16 protein-coding genes and 1 pseudogene are annotated in these 20,584 nt (G+C 65.9%); 8 read left to right on the forward strand and 9 right to left on the reverse strand.

All coding sequences use genetic code 11. The features are described 5' to 3' along the window. Positions 1–30: 30 nt before the first annotated feature. From ACIPZ5_RS21190 to ACIPZ5_RS21210, 5 genes are all read right to left on the reverse strand, one after another. Positions 31–753, reverse strand: coding sequence for a proteasome-type protease (locus ACIPZ5_RS21190; protein ID WP_261943935.1), 723 nt, complete (start codon positions 751–753; stop codon positions 31–33). A gap of 41 nt (positions 754–794) precedes the next feature. Beyond that, a complete protein-coding gene (locus ACIPZ5_RS21195; RefSeq protein ID WP_261943936.1) occupies positions 795–1,574 on the reverse strand; it encodes a transglutaminase family protein in 780 nt (259 codons plus the stop codon). After that, positions 1,571–2,521 (reverse strand): alpha-E domain-containing protein, encoded by a 951-nt coding sequence (locus ACIPZ5_RS21200; RefSeq protein ID WP_261943937.1) that lies wholly within the window; start codon positions 2,519–2,521, stop codon positions 1,571–1,573. Before ACIPZ5_RS21200 ends, ACIPZ5_RS21195 begins: the two co-directional genes overlap by 4 nt. A 3-nt stretch (positions 2,522–2,524) precedes the next feature. Next, the gene (locus ACIPZ5_RS21205; protein ID WP_261943938.1) at positions 2,525–3,934 is read right to left on the reverse strand and encodes a circularly permuted type 2 ATP-grasp protein; all 1,410 of its coding nucleotides are present in this window, start codon (positions 3,932–3,934) and stop codon (positions 2,525–2,527) included. Between the two features lie 270 nt (positions 3,935–4,204). Next, positions 4,205–4,675 (reverse strand): MarR family winged helix-turn-helix transcriptional regulator, encoded by a 471-nt coding sequence (locus tag ACIPZ5_RS21210; protein WP_261943939.1) that lies wholly within the window; start codon positions 4,673–4,675, stop codon positions 4,205–4,207. A gap of 198 nt (positions 4,676–4,873) precedes the next feature. Here ACIPZ5_RS21210 and ACIPZ5_RS21215 point away from each other — a divergent pair, with 198 nt between their 5' ends. The 5 genes and pseudogenes from ACIPZ5_RS21215 (at position 4,874) to ACIPZ5_RS21235 (ending at position 12,197) form a co-directional block, all read left to right on the forward strand. Next, positions 4,874–5,704, forward strand: a complete 831-nt coding sequence (locus ACIPZ5_RS21215) for a p-hydroxycinnamoyl CoA hydratase/lyase (protein ID WP_010954234.1) — start codon at positions 4,874–4,876, stop codon at positions 5,702–5,704. Between the two features lie 75 nt (positions 5,705–5,779). Further along, complete coding sequence (locus tag ACIPZ5_RS21220; protein WP_400810438.1) at positions 5,780–7,228, forward strand: aldehyde dehydrogenase; 1,449 nt, start codon at positions 5,780–5,782, stop codon at positions 7,226–7,228. An 89-nt stretch (positions 7,229–7,317) separates the two neighbouring features. Continuing rightward, positions 7,318–9,201 (forward strand): feruloyl-CoA synthase, encoded by a 1,884-nt coding sequence (locus tag ACIPZ5_RS21225; RefSeq protein ID WP_400810440.1) that lies wholly within the window; start codon positions 7,318–7,320, stop codon positions 9,199–9,201. Beyond that, a complete protein-coding gene (locus ACIPZ5_RS21230) occupies positions 9,198–10,439 on the forward strand; it encodes a thiolase family protein (RefSeq protein ID WP_400810442.1) in 1,242 nt (413 codons plus the stop codon). Before ACIPZ5_RS21225 ends, ACIPZ5_RS21230 begins: the two co-directional genes overlap by 4 nt. A 14-nt stretch (positions 10,440–10,453) precedes the next feature. Further along, a pseudogene (locus tag ACIPZ5_RS21235) lies at positions 10,454–12,197 on the forward strand (acyl-CoA dehydrogenase family protein). On the opposite strand, the gene ACIPZ5_RS21240 reads toward ACIPZ5_RS21235, so the two are convergent. Together ACIPZ5_RS21240 and ACIPZ5_RS21245 are read right to left on the reverse strand one after the other, a co-directional pair. After that, positions 12,178–13,203, reverse strand: coding sequence for a formylglycine-generating enzyme family protein (locus ACIPZ5_RS21240; RefSeq protein ID WP_400810444.1), 1,026 nt, complete (start codon positions 13,201–13,203; stop codon positions 12,178–12,180). The pseudogene ACIPZ5_RS21235 and the gene ACIPZ5_RS21240 overlap by 20 nt on opposite strands. Continuing rightward, the gene (locus ACIPZ5_RS21245) at positions 13,200–14,873 is read right to left on the reverse strand and encodes an arylsulfatase (RefSeq protein ID WP_400810446.1); all 1,674 of its coding nucleotides are present in this window, start codon (positions 14,871–14,873) and stop codon (positions 13,200–13,202) included. Before ACIPZ5_RS21245 ends, ACIPZ5_RS21240 begins: the two co-directional genes overlap by 4 nt. Before the next feature lie 256 nt (positions 14,874–15,129). On the opposite strand from ACIPZ5_RS21245, the gene ACIPZ5_RS21250 reads away from it, so the two are divergent. The 3 genes from ACIPZ5_RS21250 (at position 15,130) to ACIPZ5_RS21260 (ending at position 18,842) form a co-directional block, all read left to right on the forward strand. Next, positions 15,130–16,521 carry an alginate export family protein gene (locus ACIPZ5_RS21250; protein WP_400810447.1) on the forward strand — a complete coding sequence of 464 codons (1,392 nt, stop codon included), beginning with the start codon at positions 15,130–15,132 and terminating at the stop codon, positions 16,519–16,521. A 33-nt stretch (positions 16,522–16,554) separates the two neighbouring features. After that, entirely contained in the window at positions 16,555–17,784 is a 1,230-nt protein-coding gene (gene mhpT, locus ACIPZ5_RS21255) for a 3-(3-hydroxy-phenyl)propionate transporter MhpT (protein ID WP_400810449.1), read from the forward strand. Positions 17,785–17,879: 95 nt separating this feature from the next. Beyond that, positions 17,880–18,842, forward strand: coding sequence for a helix-turn-helix domain-containing protein (locus ACIPZ5_RS21260; protein ID WP_400810450.1), 963 nt, complete (start codon positions 17,880–17,882; stop codon positions 18,840–18,842). On the opposite strand, the gene ACIPZ5_RS21265 is transcribed toward ACIPZ5_RS21260, so the two are convergent. Both ACIPZ5_RS21265 and ACIPZ5_RS21270 read right to left on the reverse strand, forming a co-directional pair. After that, positions 18,818–20,113 carry an NAD(P)/FAD-dependent oxidoreductase gene (locus tag ACIPZ5_RS21265; protein ID WP_400810452.1) on the reverse strand — a complete coding sequence of 432 codons (1,296 nt, stop codon included), beginning with the start codon at positions 20,111–20,113 and terminating at the stop codon, positions 18,818–18,820. The genes ACIPZ5_RS21260 and ACIPZ5_RS21265 overlap by 25 nt on opposite strands. Positions 20,114–20,135: 22 nt before the next feature. Next, positions 20,136–20,558 carry a Rid family hydrolase gene (locus ACIPZ5_RS21270; RefSeq protein ID WP_261943950.1) on the reverse strand — a complete coding sequence of 141 codons (423 nt, stop codon included), beginning with the start codon at positions 20,556–20,558 and terminating at the stop codon, positions 20,136–20,138. Between the last annotated feature and the right edge of the window lie 26 nt (positions 20,559–20,584).

Raw genomic sequence — 20,584 nt, forward strand, 5'->3', positions numbered from 1 at the left:
ACAGCTTTGCCCCTCGTCAGTGGCTGGCCTTCAGCCATACGGCGGCGCTGGCAGCTCGGCCAGCAGTTTTTTCAGGCCATCGCTCCATTGCCGGCGAATCTGTGCGTAATAGGCGTCGTCGTTGCTGATGCGTTGGCGCGAGTGGGTTTCCAGGCTGTCCTTGCGGTACACCAGCAGGTCCAGCGGCATGCCAACCGACAGGTTGCTGCGAATGGTCGAGTCGAACGAGATCAGGCCGCAGCGCAGCGCTTCGTCCAGGGGCGTGTGGTAGCTCAGGTTGCGGTCGAGAATCGGCCGGCCGTACTTGCTTTCGCCCAGTTGCAGGAACGGCGTGTCGGCGGTGGCCTGGAAGAAGTTGCCCTGCGCGTAGATGTTGTAGATGGCCATGTCGGCGCCGGCAATCTGGCCGCCGACGATGAACGAGCAGCTCAGGTCGATGCCGGCCGTCAACTTGCTGCGGTCGCGGCTGACCACCTCACGCAGGGTATCGGCGACCAGCACGGTGGCGTCGTACAGCGTGGCCACGTTCAGCAGGTGAGGGCCGGGGCCCCGGGTGCGTTGCTGGAGCAGGTTCACCACCGACTGCGAGGTGGCCAGGTTGCCGGCGGTCTGCAGGACGATCAGGCGCTCGCCCGGCAGGCTGAACACGAACAACTTGGCAAAGGTCGAGATCTGGTCGATGCCGGCATTGGTGCGTGAGTCGCTGATGAAGACCAGCCCGTCCGCCAGGTGCATGGCGACACAGTAAGTCATGCGGGTTCCCTTGTTATCTCAATGAACGGATGTTGCCGCGGTCACTGGCGGTGGACATGGACGCTGGCCTGCATCGATTCGGCGCCGCCACCACGGCGCACGCCCCTGACCGGGCAGGCATCGAGGTAGTCCAGGCCCACTGCCAGCTTCAGGTGGCGTTCTGGCCGTGTCAGGCGGTTGGTGATGTCGAAGCTGTACCAGGCGTCGTCGACCCAGGCTTCGGCCCAGGCGTGGCTGGCCAGGTGCTGCTCGTCCTCGGTGCACAGGTAGCCGGAGACGTAGCGTGCCGGTATGCCCAGGCTGCGCGCGCAGGCGAGGAAGGCGTGGGTGTGGTCCTGGCAGACCCCGGCAGCGCCGTTGAACGCTTCGATGGCGGTGGTGCCCACCGAGGTGGCGCCCGGGCGGTACGGCATGTGCTCGGCCAGGCCTTGCATCAATCCGATCAGCGCCGAGCGGTCGCGGTGTTCGCCACAGTGCTGGCGGGCAAAGGCCTTGAGGGTGTCGTCGGCCTGGGTCAGGTGGCTGCCGCGCAGGAAGGGCAGTGGTGAAAGTTCACCCGCCTCGTGCTCGCATGCCGGGTCGATGTCGACCTGGCCGCTGGCGGTCAGCGCCAGATGGCCATGGGGCTTTTCCAGGGTCAGCACATGCAGGATGTTGCCATACGGGTCGATCTGGCCCTTCACCTTGCACGGCAGGTCCAGCTGCCATTCATCGATGCGCTGGCGTTCGCTGTTGCGTGGCGTCAGGCGCAGGAACTGGATGCTGTTGCTGACGTCGCTGGCGTAGCTGTAGGTGGTGTCGTGGCGGATGGACAGTTTCATACGACCTCCAGGTAGGAGTGATGGACCGCCTGGCCCAGTTGGTTGATGCGCCCGATGAAGTCGGTCAGCCACGGGTGCAGGCCGGCTTCGAGGATTTCGTCTACCGCGGTGTAGCGCAGGCGTGCATTGAGTTCGGCGGCCATGCGCTGGGCGGCGCGCCCGGTGCTGCCGGGCAGGCTGGCGAGGATCTGGTCCAGTTCCTCGATACAGGCATGCAGCGAACGCGGCACGTCCACCCGCAGCAACAGCAGCTCGGACACTGGCCGGGCACTGGGCGCAGCGCGATAGAGCTCGTTGAAGGCTTCGTACGCGGTCAGCGCGCGCAGCAGGGCACTCCACTGGTAGTAGCCGCGGGCAGAGTCGTCGCTGACCTCTTCGGAGGCCTCGCCAAACATTTCATAGCGCGCATCGAGCAGGCGCAGGGTGTTGTCCGCCCGCTCCAGGAAGGTCCCCAGGCGGATGAAGCTGTAGGCGTCGTTGCGCATGATGGTGCCCGAGGTCGCCCCGCGGAACAGGTGCGAGCGCTCCTTGACCCAGTCGCAGAACTGGCTGATGCCATACTGGCCCAGGCCGTTGCGGGCGATGTTGCGCATCTCGATCCAGGTGGCGTTGATGTTTTCCCACATGTCTGCGGTTATCCGCCCACGTACCGCGTGGGCATTGGTCCTGGCCGCCTGCAGGCAACAATAGATGCTGCTGGGGTTGGTCGCGTCGAGGGCGAAGAAGTGCAGCATGCGCTCGGTGTCGAGTTCGGTGTGCCGGCGGCGGTAGTCGTCCAGCGTGCCGGAGGCCAGCAGCGACATGGCCAGTTCGGCATGGCCGTCACTGCGCCCGGCCTGGGGCATCAGCGACAGCGAATAACTGACCTCGAGCATGCGCGCGAGGTTTTCTGCACGTTCCAGGTAGCGTGACATCCAGTACAGGTCGGAAGCGGTTCTCGAAAGCATGGTTCAGTCCTCCACCACCCAGGTGTCCTTGGTACCGCCGCCCTGCGACGAGTTGACCACCAGCGAGCCTTCCTGCAACGCCACGCGGGTCAGGCCACCGGGTACCAGGCGGGTTTCGCTGCCCGACAGCACGAACGGGCGCAGGTCGATATGGCGCGGGGCGATGCCGCTGTCGACGAAGGTCGGGCAGGTGGACAGGCACAGTGTGGGTTGCGCGATATAGGCATGCGGGCGGGCCTTGATGCGGGCGCGGAAGTCCTCGATCTGGGCACTGGTCGACGCCGGCCCGACCAACATGCCATAGCCACCGGAGCCCTGGGTTTCCTTGACCACCAGCTCGGGCAAGTGGGCCAGGACATGGGACAGGTCCGCAGGCCGGCGGCACTGCCAGGTGGGCACGTTGTTGAGGATCGGCTCTTCGCTCAGGTAGAAGCGGATCATGTCGCCGACATAGGGGTAGATCGACTTGTCGTCGGCCACACCGGTACCCACCGCGTTGGCCAGCACTACATTGCCGGCGCGGTACACCGAGATCAGCCCCGGCACACCCAGCATCGAGTCCGGGTTGAACGACAGCGGATCCAGGTAGTCGTCGTCCAGGCGCCGGTAGATCACGTCCACCTGCTGCGGGCCGGCGGTGGTGCGCATGTAGACATGCTCGTCACGGATGAACAGGTCGGCACCCTCGACCAGTTCGATGCCCATTTCCCGTGCCAGGAAGGCATGCTCGAAGTAGGCGCTGTTGAAGCGGCCCGGGGTGAGTAGCACGGCGGTCGGGTTGTCCAGGGGGCTGGCGCTCTTGAGGGTATCCAGCAGCAGGTTGGGGTAGTGGTCGATGGGGGCGATACGCTGGGCGGCGAACAGTTCGGGGAACAGCCGCATCATCATCTTGCGGTCTTCGAGCATGTAGCTCACCCCGCTGGGGGTGCGCAGGTTGTCCTCCAGCACGAAGTAGCTGCCATCGCCGTCGCGCACCAGGTCGACGCCGGCGATATGGGCATAGAGCCCACGGTGCAGGTCCAGGCCCTGCATGGCGATCTGGTATCCCTCGTTGGCCAGCACCTGCTCTGGCGGGATGATGCCGGCCTTGAGAATGCGCTGGTCGTGGTAGATGTCCTGAAGGAACAGGTTCAGCGCCTGCACCCGCTGGATACAACCGCGCTCGACCATGCGCCATTCGCTGGCGCGAATGCTGCGCGGGATGATGTCGAAGGGGATCAGGCGCTCGGTGTCCTGTTTGTCGCCGTACAAGGTGAAGGTGATGCCGGCGCGGTGAAACAGCAGGTCGGCTTCGCGCCGGCGTTGCTCCAGCAGCTCCAGCGGGGTATTGGCCAACCAGCGGGCGAACTCCTGGTAATGCGGGCGGCAATTGCCGTTCACTTCGTACATTTCATTGAAAAAAGCCCGGGACATAGCCACTCCTTGCTACCGTTGCTGGCAGTGCGTTGTGCATGCAAAAGGCCATTGCAATGAAAGTGCCGAAAGTTCGGCGCAGCACCGGAATGCGCGGCAGTGAGCGCTAAGGCATTGAAAAGGTGTGGTTTTACCTTGGCGTCGACGGGTGGTGTAGCGCCCAGTGGTGGCTGGCCTGCACCGATGCTGTCGCCTGGCGTGCATCAAAAAGGCGCGTCATGCAGCCCGCTGCAAGTTTTGCCCCGAGTTGGTGCTTGCACTGTGATGGGCTCAATCCTGATAGATCTTTGTCAGCAATTTCAGCAACTGCCCCCGTTCCTCATCATCCAGCGCTGACGTCGCGTCGCGATCGCTGTCGCTGGCGATCTGCTTCAGCTCCTTGAGCAGCGCTTCACCCGCCTTGCTCAGGTAGATGCCGTACGAGCGCTTGTCCGGCTTGCAGCGCACCCTTACTGCAAGCGCCCGTTCTTCCAGCTTGTTCAGCATGGGCACCACCTGCGGCGGCTCGATCGCCAGCGCCCGCGCCAGGTCTGCCTGCATCAGCCCCGGGTTCTGCTCGATGATCGCCAGCGCCGAGAACTGCGCCGGGCGCAGGTCGTACGCCGAGAGACGACCAATCAGGTTCTGAAACAGCTTCAGTTGCGCACGGCGCAACGCGTAACCGATCAAGTCCTCGAGTACCACTTCTCCGGCAGCGGGAAGCAGGGGGGCGGTATCGGCAGTGTGGGCAGACCTGGCCATCAGAGGGCATGCTCCTCGGTTATTGATAAGAAAGTTACCCAGTTTGCCTGCCCCCGCACGATCAGGCTAGGGGCGTGCCAGTAAAAAAGCTGCTCGATAGCAAGGTGAAGAAAGATAACTTTAATAATGGTTAATTGACATAGCTAATTTGCTCGATTAGCGTAAGCCCATCACCCCGAACAACAAGAGTGCAGAACCATGAGCAAATACGAAGGCCGCTGGACCACCGTCAAGGTCGAACTGGAGGCGGGCATCGCCTGGGTCACCCTCAATCGCCCGGAAAAGCGCAACGCCATGAGCCCCACCCTGAACCGGGAGATGGTCGACGTGCTGGAAACCCTCGAGCAGGACGCCGATGCAGGTGTGCTGGTGCTGACGGGGGCCGGCGAATCCTGGACGGCAGGGATGGACCTGAAGGAATACTTCCGTGAGGTGGACGCCGGCCCGGAAATCCTCCAGGAGAAGATCCGCCGTGAAGCCTCGCAGTGGCAATGGAAGCTGCTGCGTCTGTATGCCAAACCGACCATCGCGATGGTCAACGGTTGGTGCTTCGGCGGCGGCTTCAGCCCACTGGTGGCTTGCGACCTGGCTATTTGCGCCAACGAGGCGACCTTCGGCCTGTCGGAAATCAACTGGGGTATCCCGCCAGGCAACCTGGTCAGCAAGGCCATGGCCGATACCGTTGGCCATCGCCAGTCGCTGTACTACATCATGACCGGCAAGACCTTCGACGGCCGCAAGGCTGCCGAAATGGGCCTGGTCAACGACAGCGTGCCGCTGGCCGAGCTGCGTGAAACCACCCGTGAGCTGGCGCTGAACCTGCTGGAAAAGAACCCGGTGGTGCTGCGCGCCGCGAAAAACGGCTTCAAGCGTTGCCGCGAGCTCACCTGGGAGCAGAACGAAGACTACCTCTACGCCAAGCTCGACCAGTCGCGCCTGCTGGACACCACGGGTGGTCGCGAGCAGGGCATGAAGCAGTTCCTTGACGACAAGAGCATCAAGCCCGGTCTGCAAGCCTACAAGCGCTGAATCCAGCAGCGGGCAATGGCCTGATCCGCCGCTGCCCGCGGCTATTTCTCTATAACTACAACAAGAGGAATGAGCATGTTGCAGGTGCCTTTGCTGATTGGCGGGCAGCCACGTCCCGCCAGCGATGGACGCACGTTCGAACGCCGCAACCCGGTGACGGGCGAGGTGGTGTCGCAAGCCGCTGCCGCCACCCTGGACGATGCCGATGCGGCGGTGGCTGCGGCACACGCGGCATTTCCGGCCTGGGCGGCATTGGCCCCCGGTGAGCGGCGCAGCCGCTTGCTCGGCGCAGCGGACCTTTTGCAGGCGCGGGCTGCCGAGTTCATCGCCGCGGCTGGTGAAACCGGGGCCATGGCCAACTGGTACGGCTTCAACGTGAAGCTGGCCGCCAACATGCTGCGCGAAGCCGCGGCCATGACCACGCAGATCACCGGCGAGGTGATTCCCTCGGATGTGCCTGGCAGCTTCGCCATGGCCCTGCGCGCGCCCTGTGGCGTGGTGCTGGGCATCGCGCCGTGGAACGCCCCGGTGATCCTCGCCACACGCGCCATCGCCATGCCGCTGGCCTGCGGCAATACCGTGGTGCTCAAGGCATCGGAGCTGAGCCCGGCGGTGCACCGGTTGATCGGCCAGGTGTTGCATGACGCCGGCCTCGGCGACGGGGTGGTCAATGTCATCAGCAATGCCCCGGAAGATGCCCCGGCCATCGTCGAGCGCCTGATCGCCAACCCGGCAGTGCGCCGCGTCAACTTCACCGGCTCAACCCATGTCGGGCGCATCGTCGGCGAGTTGGCCGCCCGCCATCTCAAGCCGGCCTTGCTTGAACTGGGTGGCAAGGCGCCGCTGCTGGTACTCGATGATGCCGACCTGGACGCCACGGTAGAAGCCGCGGCTTTTGGCGCCTACTTCAACCAGGGCCAGATCTGCATGTCCACCGAACGCCTGGTGGTGGACAGCCGCATCGCCGACGCCTTTGTCGACAAGCTGGCGGGGAAGGTCGCCGGGCTGCGCGCCGGTGACCCGCAGGCCAGCACCTCGGTGCTCGGTTCGCTGGTCAGCGCTGAGGCTGGCGAGCGCATCAAGGCGCTGATCGACGACGCCGTGGCCAAGGGTGCGCGCCTGGTGTGCGGTGGCCAGCTGGACGGCAGCATCCTGCAACCGACCTTGCTCGATAACGTCGATGCCAGCATGCGCCTGTACCGCGAGGAGTCCTTCGGGCCGGTGGCGGTGGTGCTGCGCGCCGAGGGGGACGAAGCGCTGCTGGCGCTGGCCAACGATTCGGAATTCGGTTTGTCGTCGGCCATCTTCAGTCGCGACACCAGCCGCGCCCTGGGCCTTGCACAACGGGTGGAGTCGGGTATCTGCCATATCAACGGCCCGACCGTGCACGACGAAGCACAGATGCCCTTCGGCGGGGTCAAGTCCAGCGGCTACGGCAGCTTCGGCAGCCGCACCGCCATCGACCAGTTCACCCAGCTGCGTTGGGTCACCCTGCAGCAAGGCCCGCGGCATTACCCGATCTAGCCTCCAATTCCCAGGCAACGCGCAAGAAGACCGCCGCCTGCAACGCCAGGCGGCGGCAGGATGTACAACAAGAACAAGGAGCAACCTGCGTGAATACCGAAGCCCGCTCACGGTCGACCGACCCTGGCCAACGTCCGCGCTACCGGCAGGTGGCCATCGGGCATCCCCAGGTGCAGGTCAGCCATGTCGATGGCGTGCTGCGCATGCAGCCCGTCGAGTCCTTGGCGCCGCTGCCGGCGCGCCTGCTGGACCGCCTGCTGCACTGGGCTGCCGTGCGCCCCGACACCCCTTTCATCGCGGCGCGCCAGGCGGACGGTGCCTGGCGTGCGATCAGCTACGCACAGATGCTCGCCGATGTGCGCACCATCGCCGCCAACCTGCTGGGCTTTGGCCTCAGCGCCGAGCGGCCGCTGGCAGTGTTTTCCGGCAATGATATCGAGCACCTGCAGATCGCCCTTGGCGCCATGTACGCCGGCATTCCCTATTGCCCGGTGTCGCCGGCCTATGCGCTGCTGTCGCAGGACTTCGCCAAGCTGCGCCATGTGTGCGAGGTACTGACGCCAGGCCTGGTGTTTGCCTGCGACGCGCAACCGTTCCAGCGTGCCTTCGACGCGGTGCTGGACGAATCGGTCGCGGTGATCAGCGTGCGCGGCGTGGCCTCGGGCCGTCGCCACCTGAGTTTTGACCGCCTGCTGCGGCCTGCCGATCTGGCTGCGGCCGATGCGGCATTCGCCGCCACCGGGCCGGATACCATCGCCAAGTTCCTCTTCACCTCGGGCTCGACCAAGCTGCCCAAGGCGGTGATCACCACCCAGCGGATGCTGTGCGCCAACCAGCAGATGCTGCTGCAGACCTTCCCGGTGTTCGCCGAGGAGCCCCCGGTGCTGGTGGACTGGCTGCCGTGGAACCACACCTTCGGGGGCAGCCACAACCTTGGCATCGTGCTGTACAACGGCGGCAGCTTTTATCTGGACACCGGCAAGCCGACTGCGCAAGGCTTTGCCGAGACCCTGCGCAACCTGCGCGAGATTTCCCCCACGGCTTACCTCACCGTACCCAAGGGCTGGGAAGAGCTGGTCAAGGCGCTGGAGCAGGACGCCACGCTGCGCGAGGTGTTCTTTGCCCGCATCAAGCTGTTCTTCTTCGCCGCTGCGGGCCTGTCGCAGAGCGTGTGGGACCGCCTCGACCGGATTGCCGAGCAGCATTGTGGCGAGCGTATCCGCATGATGGCCGGCCTGGGCATGACCGAGGCCTCACCGTCGTGCACCTTCACCACCGGGCCGCTGTCGATGGCCGGCTATGTCGGCTTGCCCGCGCCGGGCTGCGAAGTGAAGCTGGTGCCGCAGGCCGGCAAGCTGGAGGCGCGTTTCCGTGGCCCACACATCATGCCGGGCTACTGGCGCTCGCCGCAGCAGACCGCCGAGGCCTTCGACGCAGAAGGCTTCTACTGCTCGGGTGATGCCCTGAAACTTGCTGTTGCCGAGCAACCCGAGCAGGGTCTGATGTTCGATGGCCGCATCGCCGAGGACTTCAAGTTGTCTTCGGGGGTGTTCGTCAGTGTTGGCCCGCTGCGCAACCGTGCGGTACTGGAGGGCTCACCCTATGTGCAGGATGTCGTGGTGACCGCGCCGGACCGGGAATGCCTGGGCCTGCTGGTATTCCCGCGTATGCCCGAGTGCCGGCAACTGGCTGGTCTGGCTGCCGGTGCCAGCGATGCTGAAGTATTGGCCAGTGATGCCGTGCGCCAGTGGTTCGGCGGCTGGCTGGAGCGCCTGAACCGGGATGCCCAGGGCAACGCCAGCCGCATCGAATGGTTATCGCTGCTCGCCGAGCCGCCGTCGATCGATGCCGGCGAGATCACCGACAAAGGCTCGATCAACCAGCGTGCTGTGCTGCAACGGCGCGCTGCGCAGGTCGAAGCGCTGTACCGTGGCGAAGACCCGGGCGCACTGCGCGCCGGGGCGCTGCCATGAGCCGCGGCGGGCTGTGCACGGCGTTCGAGGACGCCGCCATCGTGGAGATGGCGCGCACGCCTTGGGTCGACCTGGGCGGTGCCTTGGCCGGGGTTTCGCCCATTGACCTGGGTATCCTGGCCGGTCGGGCGGTGCTGGCGCGGGCCGCTATCGCACCCCAGGCGGTGGACAGCGTGCTTGCCGGCAGCATGGCCCAGGCCAGTTTCGATGCTTACATGCTGCCGCGTCACATCGGTCTGTACTGTGGCGTAGCGCAAGGCGTTCCGGCGCTGGCGGTGCAGCGCATCTGCGGCACCGGGCTGGAGTTGCTGCGTCAGGCCGGTGAGCAGTTGCGCAGTGGCGCGCAGTACGTGCTGTGCGTGGGCGCCGAGTCGATGTCGCGCAACCCGATCGCTGCCTACGAACACCGGGGCGGCTTCCGCCTTGGCGCGCCGGTCGGGTTCAAGGACTTTCTCTGGGAGGCGTTGTACGACCCCGCTGCCGGCATGGACATGATCGCTACCGCCGAGCTGCTGGCCCGTGAGCATGGCCTGGGCCGTGACGCGGTGGATGCCTGGGCCTTGCGCAGCCACCAGCGCGCCTTGCACGCCCAGGCGCAGGGTTGGTTCGACGATGAGATCGTACCTGTCACGGCGCAGGCGTTCAGCGCAGAAGGCTGCCTGCCACGGGCCATCGCGTTACCCCGCGCAGTGAGCGAAGTCAGCCGGGACAGCCACCCACGGCCTACCGACGCGGCGTCTCTGGCCCGATTGCGCCCAGTGCATGACGGTGGCGTACAAACCGCCGGTAACAGCTGTGCCATGGTCGATGGCGCGGCGGCGGCAGTGGTCACGCGCTTTTCGGGTTGCAGCCAGCCACCGCTGGCGCGCTTGCTGATGGCCACGGCCGTTGGCGTGCCGCCGAAAACCATGGGCATCGGGCCCGTGCCAGCCATCGCACTGCTGCTCGAGCGCAGCGGCCTGCGCCTGGAACAGATCGACCGCTTCGAGATCAACGAGGCGCAAGCCGCCCAGTTGCTGGCGGTAGCTCAGGCACTCGAACTCGATAGGGAAAAGCTCAACGTTCACGGCAGTTCCATTGCCCTCGGCCACCCCCTGGCCGCCACCGGCCTGCGCCTGGTGCACACCCTGGCCCGGCAGCTGCGCCACGGCAACCTGCGTTATGGCATCGCAGCGGCCTGCATCGGCGGAGGCCAGGGCATGGCGCTGCTGATCGAAAACCCCCATTTCACCGACTGATCCCGAGGTATGCCATGGCCTGGAAGGCTCCGCTGCGCGACATGCAATTCGTCCTGCAACACTGGTTGCGGGTCGACCAGTCCTGGCCGCAGCTGGCGGCTTATGCCGACGTCGACCTCGACCTGGCCGTTCAGGTGCTGGAGGAGGCGGCCCGTTTCAGTGAACAGGTGCTGGCGCCGTTGAATGCGTCCGGTGACCGCCAGGGCTGCCGGCTGGAACAGGGTGAGGTGCGCACGCCGGAGGGTTTCCCGGCGGCCTACCGCGCTTTCGTCGAAGGTGGCTGGCCGGCGCTGGCATGTGACCCCAGCCTCGGCGGCCAGGGGCTGCCCCTGGTGCTGGAAGCGGCCCTGCAGGAAATGCTCTTCGGCAGCAACCACGGCTGGGCCATGTACACCGGTATTGCCCACGGCGCCTACCTGTGCCTGAAAAGCCACGGGTCCGCCGTCTTGCAGGCACGCTATCTGCCGGGCATCGTCAGTGGCCAGACCCTGCCCACCATGTGCCTGACCGAACCCCAGGCCGGCAGCGACCTGAGCTTGCTGCGCAGCCGTGCCGAGCCACGGGGCGATGGCAGTTACGCGGTTACTGGTAACAAGCTGTTCATCTCTGGGGGCGAGCACGACCTGAGCCACGACATCCTCCACCTGGTGCTGGCGCGGCTCCCGGATGCGCCGGCCGGCAGCCGTGGGCTGTCGTTGCTGCTGGTGCCGAAGTGGCAGGAAAACGGCGAGCGCAATGCCGTGTATTGCGATGGCCTGGAGCACAAGCTGGGCATTCGTGGCAGCGCCACCTGCGCGTTGCGCTTCGAAGCTGCCCGGGGTTGGCTGGTCGGGCAGCCCCACGGTGGCCTGGCGGCGATGTTCGTGATGATGAACTCGGCCCGGCTGCATGTCGGCCTGCAAGGGTTGGGGCATGCCGAGGCCGCCTGGCAGCAGGCCCGCGACTATGCCCTGGAGCGGCGCCAGATGAACACGCCGGGGCAGGCCAAGGCTGCCCAGGGGGCCGACCTGATCCACCTGCACCCGGCCATGCGTCGGGCCCTGCTGGAGTTGCGCGTGCGCAGCGAAGGCATGCGTGCATTGGCTTACTGGGCGGCGCACTGGCTGGATATAGCCGCGTTCGCTGACGAACCTGAGCAACGGGCCCAGGCGGCGACACTGGCCGCGCTGTTGACGCCCGTCATCAAGGCGGCCTTCACCGAGCAAGGTTTCAGCCTGGCCAGCAAGGCCCTGCAGGTGTTCGGCGGCTATGGCTACACCCAGGAATTCGCCATCGAGCAGACGCTGCGCGATAGCCGCATCGCGATGATCTACGAAGGCACCAACGAGATCCAGGCCAACGACCTGTTGTTACGCAAGGTGCTGGGTGATGGCGGCGAAGGGGTTGCCCTGCTACTGGGCGAGCTGCGCGCCGAGGCTGCCGCGTCGTCTGGAAGGGGCTGCCACCGAGCTGGGCGGGGCCTGCGACAAACTGCAAGCGGTGCTGGCCAACGTGCGGTCAATGGCAGCGGGCGATCCTGAATACCCATATCGCGCGGCCGGCGACTGCCTGCAACTTTGTGCCACGGTCTTGCAGGCTTTTGCCTGGGCCCGCACTGCCCGCTGTATCGAGGCTCTGCCGGCGCAGGCGGCACAACGCCGCGAGAAGCAGGAAAGCATCGACTTCTTCTTCGACTACCTGCTACCCGACCTTGACCGGCAGGTGGCGGCCGTCGCCGCGGCCGCTGCACCTTTGCCCTTCATTGCCGAAGCGTTCTGAAGCCTACGTGTGAGGTTGCCATGAACACCGGCTGCGGCTGACGTGCCGAGGGCCGGTAGCGCATGCAGCGGTCCGCCGAGCACAGGTGCGAGCCGCCCTTGATCACCGCCACAGGCACGCCCGGCTCGGCGGGGTCGAAACTGTCGCTCAATTTCGGCCCCGGCGGGTCGAGCACGGCGTCACGCTGGGCGTCGTGGCCGGGTCGGTAGCCGCTGCGGGTCAGTTCCCAGACGTTGCCGCCGGCATCGAACAGGCCCAAGCCATTGGCCGGGAAGCAACCGACCGGCGAGGTGCCGGTAAAGCCGTCGGCCGCCGCGTTGTGGTAAGGGAACTGGCCCTGCCAGGTATTGGCCATGAGCCTGCCCTTGGGCAACTCGCTGGCGCCCCAGCTGAAGTCCGCATCCGCCAGGCCGCCGCGCATGGCGTACTCGAGCTGCGCCTCGCTGGGCAGTTCGCGGCCGGACCAGCGGGCGTAGGCCTGGGCATCTTCGAGGGTGACCTGCACCACCGGATGGTTGTCCAGCCCGGCCAGGCTGCTCGCCGGACCTTGCGGGTGCCGCCAGCTGGCACCTGGGATGAACTGCCAGCCGGGGTTGAGCACATCCGGCCCCTGCTTGAACACCATCGCACCGGGCACCCGCAGGTCGTCGGGCAGGGACGGGTCGTCTGCAACACTGATGCCGCGCTCGGCATGGGTGACGTACCCGGTGGCTTTCACGAAGCGGGCGAATTGGGCATTGGTGACGGGATGCACGTCGATCCAGAAACCCGACACCTTGGCGCGATGGGGCGGGCCTTCCTCATCGTAGAAGCGGCTCGAACCAAAGCTGAACTCACCGCCAGGCACGTGCACCATGCCGTCCCGCCACGGGCCCTGGCGGGGTACGGGCAGGCCGCTGTAGCCCGCGCACAGCAGCACTGGCGCCGGGGCGGGTGGCCAGGCGCCATAGACGGCAGCGAGCAGGCCGGCGGCGAGCGCTGCGCCGCCGGCGACCCGGGCGATCATGGCTGCCTGGCCAAGGCCGGGCGTGCCGGGCTGGCAGGGCGGCCATCGGCATCGATCGCAATGTTGCTGCGCTGGGCATAGGCTTTCCAGTCGCGCAGCAGCTGCGCCACCTGCCCGGGGTGCTCGGCGGCGATGTCGTGGTGTTCGCCGGGGTCTTTGCGCAGGTCGTACAGGTGCCAGCCCGGCTTGCCGTCGGTGGCATCCCACAGCAGCTTCATCGGCCCCTTGCGCAGCGAGGCGCTGCCGTTGATTTCCCAGCCCAGGGCTTCGTCGCTGGCGTGAATCTGGCTGTCCTTGCCTTGCAGGTAGTCCAGGGCCGAGGTGCCTTGCGGTGGCACGATATCGCGGTCGCGGTACTTGATGCCGGGCAGCGGCGCACCGGCCAGTTGCAGCAGCGTCGGCATGATGTCGCGCACGCTGGCCAGCTCCTCGCTGCGGCCGGCCTTGATGGTGGCCGGGTAGTAGACAAAGGCCGGTACGCGGATGCCGCCCTGGTAGGTGGTCATCTTGTAGCGGCGGCTGGGCAGGGCGCTGACCTGGGCCCAGGCCGAACCGATCATCAGGAACGAGTCGCGGCGGCCGTAGTTGTCCAGGCGGTTGTCGAAATTGGCCTTGATCCAGTCGGGGTCGACGCGGGTGGCGTTCTCCGGCCCGTTGTCGGACATGAACAGGATCAGCGTGTTATCCAGCTCGCCGGTATTGCGCAGATGCTCCACCAGGCGCCCGACCTCGGCATCCAGGGCCGTGACCATGGCGGCGTACACCTCCATGGTGCGGGCCGACTGGCGCTGCTGTTCCTTGCTCAGCGATGCCCAGCTCGGCACGCCTTCCAGTTGCGCCTCCAGAGGGAAGTCGGCCGGTACCAGGCCAGCTTCGCGCTGGCGCACCAGGCGCTCGTGGGCGATGGCCTCGTAACCCTGGTCGTAGCGGCCACGGTATTGCGCCAGGTAGCGGTCCGGCGCCTGCAGCGGCCAGTGCGGCGCAGTGTAGGCGGCGAAGGCGAAGAACGGCTTGTTGCTGGCCTTGCCCTGATCGATGACGTCGATCAGGCGGTCGGTGAACCAGGTGGTGGAGTAGAAGTCGTCGGGCAACTCGATGGGCTCGCCATTGTGCCGGAAGGTCGCGCTGTAGTTCGACTGCAGGTCCATGTTGGCCTGCTTGAAGTGAGCGGCGCCGCCTTCGAGCAACACGTAGGCCTGATCGAAGCCGCGGTTTTGCGGCTGCTGCGCCGGCTGCATGCCCAGGTGCCATTTGCCGGAGATGTAGGTGCGATAACCGGCGTCATGCAGCAGTTCGGCCAGGGTGGCGACGTTGCCACCGAGCACACCTTCGTAGCCGGCGCGCACCTCGGAACCGGCCGGCAGGCGCTTGCGCGCTTCCGACATCATGCCCAGCCCGGCCAGGTGCGGGTCATTGCCGGACATCAGCATCGCGCGGGTTGGTGAGCAGCTGGGCGCTGCATGGAAGTCGAGCATCAGACGACCGTCGGCCAGCAGTTTGTCGAGGTTCGGCGTCTGGATCTCGCTGCCCAGGGCCGACAGGTCGGAGAAGCCGAGGTCGTCAGCGACCACCAACAGAATGTTTGGTTGTTTAACGGTTGGTGCAGCCAGGGCCTGGCTGGCGCCGAGCATGAGCATGCCTAGGGCGGCAAGGGGGCGAAGATGAGTCATTGCGGTGCTCTTGTTGTTCTTGTGGAAGAGGTTTTTGCGACGACCGCACGCTAGAGGCCGCGCCATGGAAATACTAGCGGCCCGGCTTGGGTGTCCGCCGTCGCTGGGGGCAGAAGTGTGCGATCAGCGAACGCTTGTTGGTGGTCGCCGCTTGGCGCAGCGACTGTCCCTATTGACGGCTTAATAGTTAACAAAAATAATCGTTAACAGAGTTATCCAGTTTCAATCACAAATATAAGAAAAAAGGGAAATTCTGATGACCAGGCCGTTGAAAGGGGCATGGGTGCCCTTTGTACTGCTTTCGCTCTGCCAGTCCGTGCATGCGGCCAACCCCCTTGAAGAGAGCCGGCCAGGGCGGCCCGGCGCGCCTCGCTGGATCGAGGACTACCGCTTTCTCGACGCCCCCGGCAAAGCCACCGACCCATTCGATGGCCTGCGTTACCACCGGCTGTCCGAGTCGGCCTGGCTGCAACTCGGTGCCGAGGCACGCTACCGGCTCGATACGCTCGACAAACCCTTTTTCGGCCTGCGCGGGGTGCAAGACGATTCCTACCTGATGCAACGGCTGCAGGCCCACGCCGACCTGCACCTGTTCGACGATGCCGTGCGCACCTTCATCCAGCTGGAAAACACCCGCGCCTTCGGCAAGGACCTGTACTCGCCCAACGATGAGGGCCGCAATGAAGTGCGCCAGGCCTTCGTCGACTTCAACCACGACTTTGCCGGCGGGCGCTATACCACCCGTGTAGGTCGCCAGGAGATGGCTTTTGGCGACCAGGTGTTCGTCACTTTCCGCGATTCACCGAACATTCGCCTGAGCTTCGACGGCGTGCGCGCCGGGTTCAACCTCAAGGACGGTCGCAAGCTCGATGCCTTTGCCGTGCGCCCGCTGAAAACCGGCGAGGACAGCTGGGACGACGGGAGCAACAACGGTGTCAAGTTCTATGGCCTGTACGGTACCTTGCCGCTGTCGCCGGCCTGGAACATCGACCTGTTCGCCTTCGGCCTGGAAACCGATGACCGCAGCCTGGCCGGCGAATCCGGTGACGAGCAGCGTTACACCTTCGGCACGCGGCTGTTCGGTCGCCACCAGGCCCTGGACTGGAGCTGGAACCTGGCCGGGCAGACCGGCCACCTGGGCAATGCATCCATCCGCGCCTGGGCCTTGTCGAGCGACAGCGGTTATACCTTCGCCCATCCCTGGCAACCACGGCTGGGCATGCGCATCGATGCCGCCAGCGGCGACAGCGACGCAGGCGACGGCAAGGTCGGCACCTTCGACCCGCTTTACCCACGCAATGGCGTCTATGGCGAGGCCAGCCTGACCACCCTGAGCAACATCATCGTGGTCGGGCCCACGTTCGGCTTTTCGCCTTGGCGCAAGGTGCGCTTCGAACCCGGCATCTTCGCAGTCTGGAAGCAGCGTGAAGAGGACGGGGTGTACATGCCCGGCATGAGCCTGCTGGCCAACACCCGCGGCACAGGCCGGCAAGTGGGCACCATCTACCGCGCCAATGCCCGCTGGCTGGCCACGCCCAACCTCACCCTGGACCTCGACCTCAAGTACTACGACGTCGGCGCGGCCATCAAGGACGCAGGCGGCGAGGATTCGTCGATCATCTCGGTACGCGCCACGTTCCGGCTGTGACCACCCAACCCATAACAACAAGAGGGGCCAGACATGCGTCATACATCCGCAACTTCCAACAAGGCGGTGATCACGATCGGGTTGTGTTTTCTTGTCGCACTGCTTGAAGGGCTGGACCTGCAGGCGACCGGCATTGCCGCGCCGCACATGGCCAAGGAGTTTGCCCTGACCCCGAGCATGCTGGGTTGGGTGTTCAGTGCCGGGTTGCTGGGCTTGTTGCCCGGGGCGTTCGTCGGCGGCTGGCTGGCCGACCGGCTCGGCCGCAAGGCAATCCTGATCGTGGCGGTGCTGCTGTTCGGCGGCTTCTCGCTCGGCACCGCCCATGCCGAAAGCTACACCTCGCTGCTGATCGCGCGGCTGATGACCGGCCTTGGACTGGGCGCGGCGTTGCCGATACTGATCGCCCTGGCCAGCGAGGCGGCGCCCGCGCACCTGCGCAGCACGGCGGTGAGCCTGACCTACTGCGGCGTGCCGCTGGGTGGTGCGCTGGCTTCGGTGATCGGCATGAGTGCAGTGGGCGAGGGCTGGCGTGCGGTGTTCTACGTTGGTGGCATCGCGCCGATTGCGATTGCCCTGGTGCTGATGCTCTGGTTGAAAGAGTCCCAGGCGTTCCGCGCCCAGGGCAGCAAGCAGGCCGGCGCCGACAGCATGCTCAGCCAGCTGTTCGGTCCGGGGCAGGTGAGCCGCACGCTGCTGCTGTGGGTGGCGTGCTTCTTCACCCTGACGGTGCTGTACATGCTGCTCAACTGGCTGCCTTCGCTGCTGATCGGTCAAGGTTTCAGCCGGCCCCAGGCCGGTGCAGTGCAGATTCTGTTCAACCTTGGCGGGGCGGCGGGCTCATTCCTCACCGGGCGCATGATGGACCGCGGCCATGCCGGGCGGGCGGTGTTGATCGCCTATGCCGGGATGCTGGCGTCGTTGGCGGGGCTAGGTTTGTCGAGCAGCTTTGGCCTGATGCTACTGGCTGGGTTCACTGCCGGTTACTGCGCCATCGGCGGGCAACTGGTGCTGTATGCATTGGCGCCCACCTTGTATTCGACCCAGGTACGCGCCACGGGTGTGGGGGCTTCGGTGGCCATTGGGCGTTTGGGTTCGATGGCCGGGCCGCTGGCGGCCGGGCAGATCCTGGCAGCGGGGGCGGGGGTCGGCGGCCTGCTGCTGGCAGCATCGCCTGGCTTGGTGGTCGCTGCAGTAGCGGCGCGCGCCTTGCTTGGGCAGCGGAGAAAGCGAGCCGGCGAGGCTACCTCGGAGGGTATCGCGTAGTCCTTGTCACCGACTTTGCCTGGATACTCTGGTTAACCCAGTGGCCCAGACCTTGCTTCTATTTGCAAATTGCAACAGGAAGTAACACGCACGCCATGCATGCCCAACGCCACCGCTTCAATGACGTCAACACCCATGCCAGCGCCATCCTGGGCTGGCAGCAGACCTACGACCAGATCAGCGCCGGCAGTGCCCACACCGAACTGACGCATCTGACCGCGCAGCGCTTCCAGATTTTTCGTGAATGCCTGGACAAGCGTGTGGTCCAGCACGGGGTGGCGCCGGCGCGGCGGTTTTGCCTGGCGATACCCGCTGGCAGCGCGAGTGCCGGGGTGTTCCAGGGCAGCAGTGTGGGCAGCGCGGATGTCACGCTTCTTCACAGTGGTCAGGAGTTTTTCGTCCATGCGCCTGAAGGCATGGACCTGCTGGCGGTCAGTGTCGATGCCGGTCGTCTGGAGCAATTGGCCGAGCGTGAGTTCAGCGCCCAGGAACTGCGTGCTTTGAACCGGGCCACGCGGCTGAACGTCAGCCCGGCTTTTCTGGGGGCGATACGCCTGCAACTGCAGGGGCTGATCGATGCGGCGCTGCAGGGCGAGGCACTGGTGGAAGCGCAGCTCGAAGACTTGCTGCTGGAATGCATGCTGGTGCTGCTGGACCACATCAGCCAAGGCGGCGCGGGGCGTGCGGGCAATGTTGCGGTCAGCGCCTACCTGGTCCGGCAGGCGCACCAGTTGGCCTTGGATTGCCCGGACGAGCCGTTATCGGTTTTGCAGATCTGTGAGCGGCTGGATGTCAGCCGCAGCACCTTGCAGCGCAGTTTCCTCGGGGTCACCGGCCTGAGCCCGGTCGAGTACCTGCGCGCGGTACGCCTGAATGCCGTGCGCCAACGGCTGCAGTGCACCGCAGCCGAGCAGTTCACCGTCGCCCGGGTGGCCAGCGATCTGGGCTTCACCCACCTCGGGCATTTCTCCGGCGCCTACCGCGCGCTGTTCGGTGAACTGCCTTCGCACACCGCTCGCCAGGACAGCGTCGTTCAGGCAAAGCGTTCCAGGCGGTAAGGCGCGGGGTCGACCAGCGGGGTACTGCCATCGACCAGGTCCGCCGCCAGTTGCCCGGCCGCGGGCGAAGTACCGAAGCCGTGGCCGGAAAAGCCGGTCGCCAGCACCATCCCCGGCAGTTGTCGAACGTGCCCGATCACCGGCAGCGAGTCGGGCGTCACATCGATGGTGCCGGCCCACGCCTGCTCGATACGCGCCTCTTTGAACACCGGCCAGGCGGCCCTGAGGTTATTCAGCGCCTCCTGGTTCAAGGCCGGGTTGGCGGCAGGGTCCTGGGTGCGGATGCGCTCGAAAGGGGAGACTGACGTGGGCGACCAGCGTCGTGCCAGCGCCAGGTCCTTGAAGAACGGCTTGCCGAACGATACCCGCAGCAAGCCCCGCTGCGCGCGGAACTGCGGCAGGTAGCGCCGCCCCAGCAAGGCATGATCGAGGGTCAGGTGCGCGTCGAGGGCACCCCGTTGCGTGATGATGAAACCGCCGTCGATATGCTTGCGGAACGAGAAGTCCGGGCCGCCCACGGCGATGTCGGTCGGGCCTTCCATGGCCGCCGTGCGCAGTACCGAGCAGTTCAGCGGCAAGGTCGGCAGGGCGACGCCGTGGTTACCCAGCAGGCGCCGCGACCACAAGCCGCCGGCCAGCAGCACCTGCTCGCAGCGGATCTCGCCGTGTTCGGTCACCACGCCGTCAATGCGCCCAGCGGCGGTGGTCACGCTGCGCACGGCGCAGTGCTCGACAATCACCGCACCACGGGCCATGGCGGCGCTGGCGATGGCGCTGCTGGCCAGGGTCGGCTCGGCACGGCCATCGCTTTCGGTGAAGATGCCGCCGGCCCAGGTTGCTTGACCACCTGGCACACGCTGGGCGATTTCGGCATTGCTCAGCAGCCGCGAACCGACCGGCAAGCCTTGCACCGACTTCAGCCAGGCCTCGTGCATCGCCATTTGCTCGGGTTCCCGGGCGGCGAACAGGATGCCCGCCTGCCGGTAGCCGACCTCGCGCCCGACCCGGGTGGGCATTTGCGCCCATAACCGGTCTGCGGCCAAGGCCAGGGGCAGGTCCTCGCGGTGGCGGCTGGTCTTGCGTACCCAGCCGAGGTTGCGCGAAGACTGCTCGCCGGCGATGCGGCCTTTCTCCAGCACCACCACCGGGATGTTACGTTCGGCGAGGGTCAGTGCAGCGGTCAGGCCGACGATGCCGCCGCCGATGATGACCACGGTGGTGGTACTGGGGGGTGTGGTTGCGCAGTGCACCGGCGCGATGACAGGGGACATGGGCGGTTCTCCTCGGGGCGGGCTAGCGCGAAAGGTCGATCAGCTGGGTGGTGGCGCGCGATGCTCCGCGGTAGGCGGTGACCTCCAGCTCCACCCGGTAGACCGTCGCCCCCAGGGGCGGGCAGGTGACCGTGCTGGCCGGGTCGATGCCGCGAAACACTTCGCCGACGATGGTCATCACGCTGGCGACATCCTCTGGGTTCTGGATGAACACCCGTGAGCAGACCACGTCGGCCAGGGTCGCATCCACGGCGTGCAGCGCCGCTTCGATGTTGGCGAACACCTGGCGGGTCTGTGCCTCGAGGTCCTCGGGGATTTCGCCAGTTGCCGGATTACGCCCGGCGGTGTTGGAAACGAAGATCCAGTCGTCCACCGCCACCAGGCGCGAATAGCTGCCCAGGGTCTCGTATTTCGATCCGGTCTTGAGTTTGGTGATCTGCAGCATGGCAGTGTCCTTGCGATTGAAAAGGT

The sequence above is a fragment of the Pseudomonas sp. NPDC089428 genome (assembly GCF_044749325.1).
GTDB lineage: Bacteria > Pseudomonadota > Gammaproteobacteria > Pseudomonadales > Pseudomonadaceae > Aquipseudomonas.

Bases quoted from the DNA above. Each gene is read 5' to 3' on its own strand.
- ACIPZ5_RS21240 (WP_400810444.1), bottom strand. From the start codon at position 13,203: ATGATCGCCCGGGTCGCCGGCGGCGCAGCGCTCGCCGCCGGCCTGCTC.
- ACIPZ5_RS21250 (WP_400810447.1), top strand. From the start codon at position 15,130: ATGACCAGGCCGTTGAAAGGGGCATGGGTGCCCTTTGTACTGCTTTCG.
- ACIPZ5_RS21195 (WP_261943936.1), bottom strand. From the start codon at position 1,574: ATGAAACTGTCCATCCGCCACGACACCACCTACAGCTACGCCAGCGAC.
- ACIPZ5_RS21220 (WP_400810438.1), top strand. From the start codon at position 5,780: ATGTTGCAGGTGCCTTTGCTGATTGGCGGGCAGCCACGTCCCGCCAGC.
- ACIPZ5_RS21210 (WP_261943939.1), bottom strand. From the start codon at position 4,675: ATGGCCAGGTCTGCCCACACTGCCGATACCGCCCCCCTGCTTCCCGCT.
- ACIPZ5_RS21270 (WP_261943950.1), bottom strand. From the start codon at position 20,558: ATGCTGCAGATCACCAAACTCAAGACCGGATCGAAATACGAGACCCTG.
- ACIPZ5_RS21260 (WP_400810450.1), top strand. From the start codon at position 17,880: ATGCATGCCCAACGCCACCGCTTCAATGACGTCAACACCCATGCCAGC.
- ACIPZ5_RS21215 (WP_010954234.1), top strand. From the start codon at position 4,874: ATGAGCAAATACGAAGGCCGCTGGACCACCGTCAAGGTCGAACTGGAG.
- ACIPZ5_RS21205 (WP_261943938.1), bottom strand. From the start codon at position 3,934: ATGTCCCGGGCTTTTTTCAATGAAATGTACGAAGTGAACGGCAATTGC.
- ACIPZ5_RS21200 (WP_261943937.1), bottom strand. From the start codon at position 2,521: ATGCTTTCGAGAACCGCTTCCGACCTGTACTGGATGTCACGCTACCTG.
- ACIPZ5_RS21245 (WP_400810446.1), bottom strand. From the start codon at position 14,873: ATGACTCATCTTCGCCCCCTTGCCGCCCTAGGCATGCTCATGCTCGGC.
- ACIPZ5_RS21265 (WP_400810452.1), bottom strand. From the start codon at position 20,113: ATGTCCCCTGTCATCGCGCCGGTGCACTGCGCAACCACACCCCCCAGT.
- mhpT (WP_400810449.1), top strand. From the start codon at position 16,555: ATGCGTCATACATCCGCAACTTCCAACAAGGCGGTGATCACGATCGGG.
- ACIPZ5_RS21230 (WP_400810442.1), top strand. From the start codon at position 9,198: ATGAGCCGCGGCGGGCTGTGCACGGCGTTCGAGGACGCCGCCATCGTG.
- ACIPZ5_RS21190 (WP_261943935.1), bottom strand. From the start codon at position 753: ATGACTTACTGTGTCGCCATGCACCTGGCGGACGGGCTGGTCTTCATC.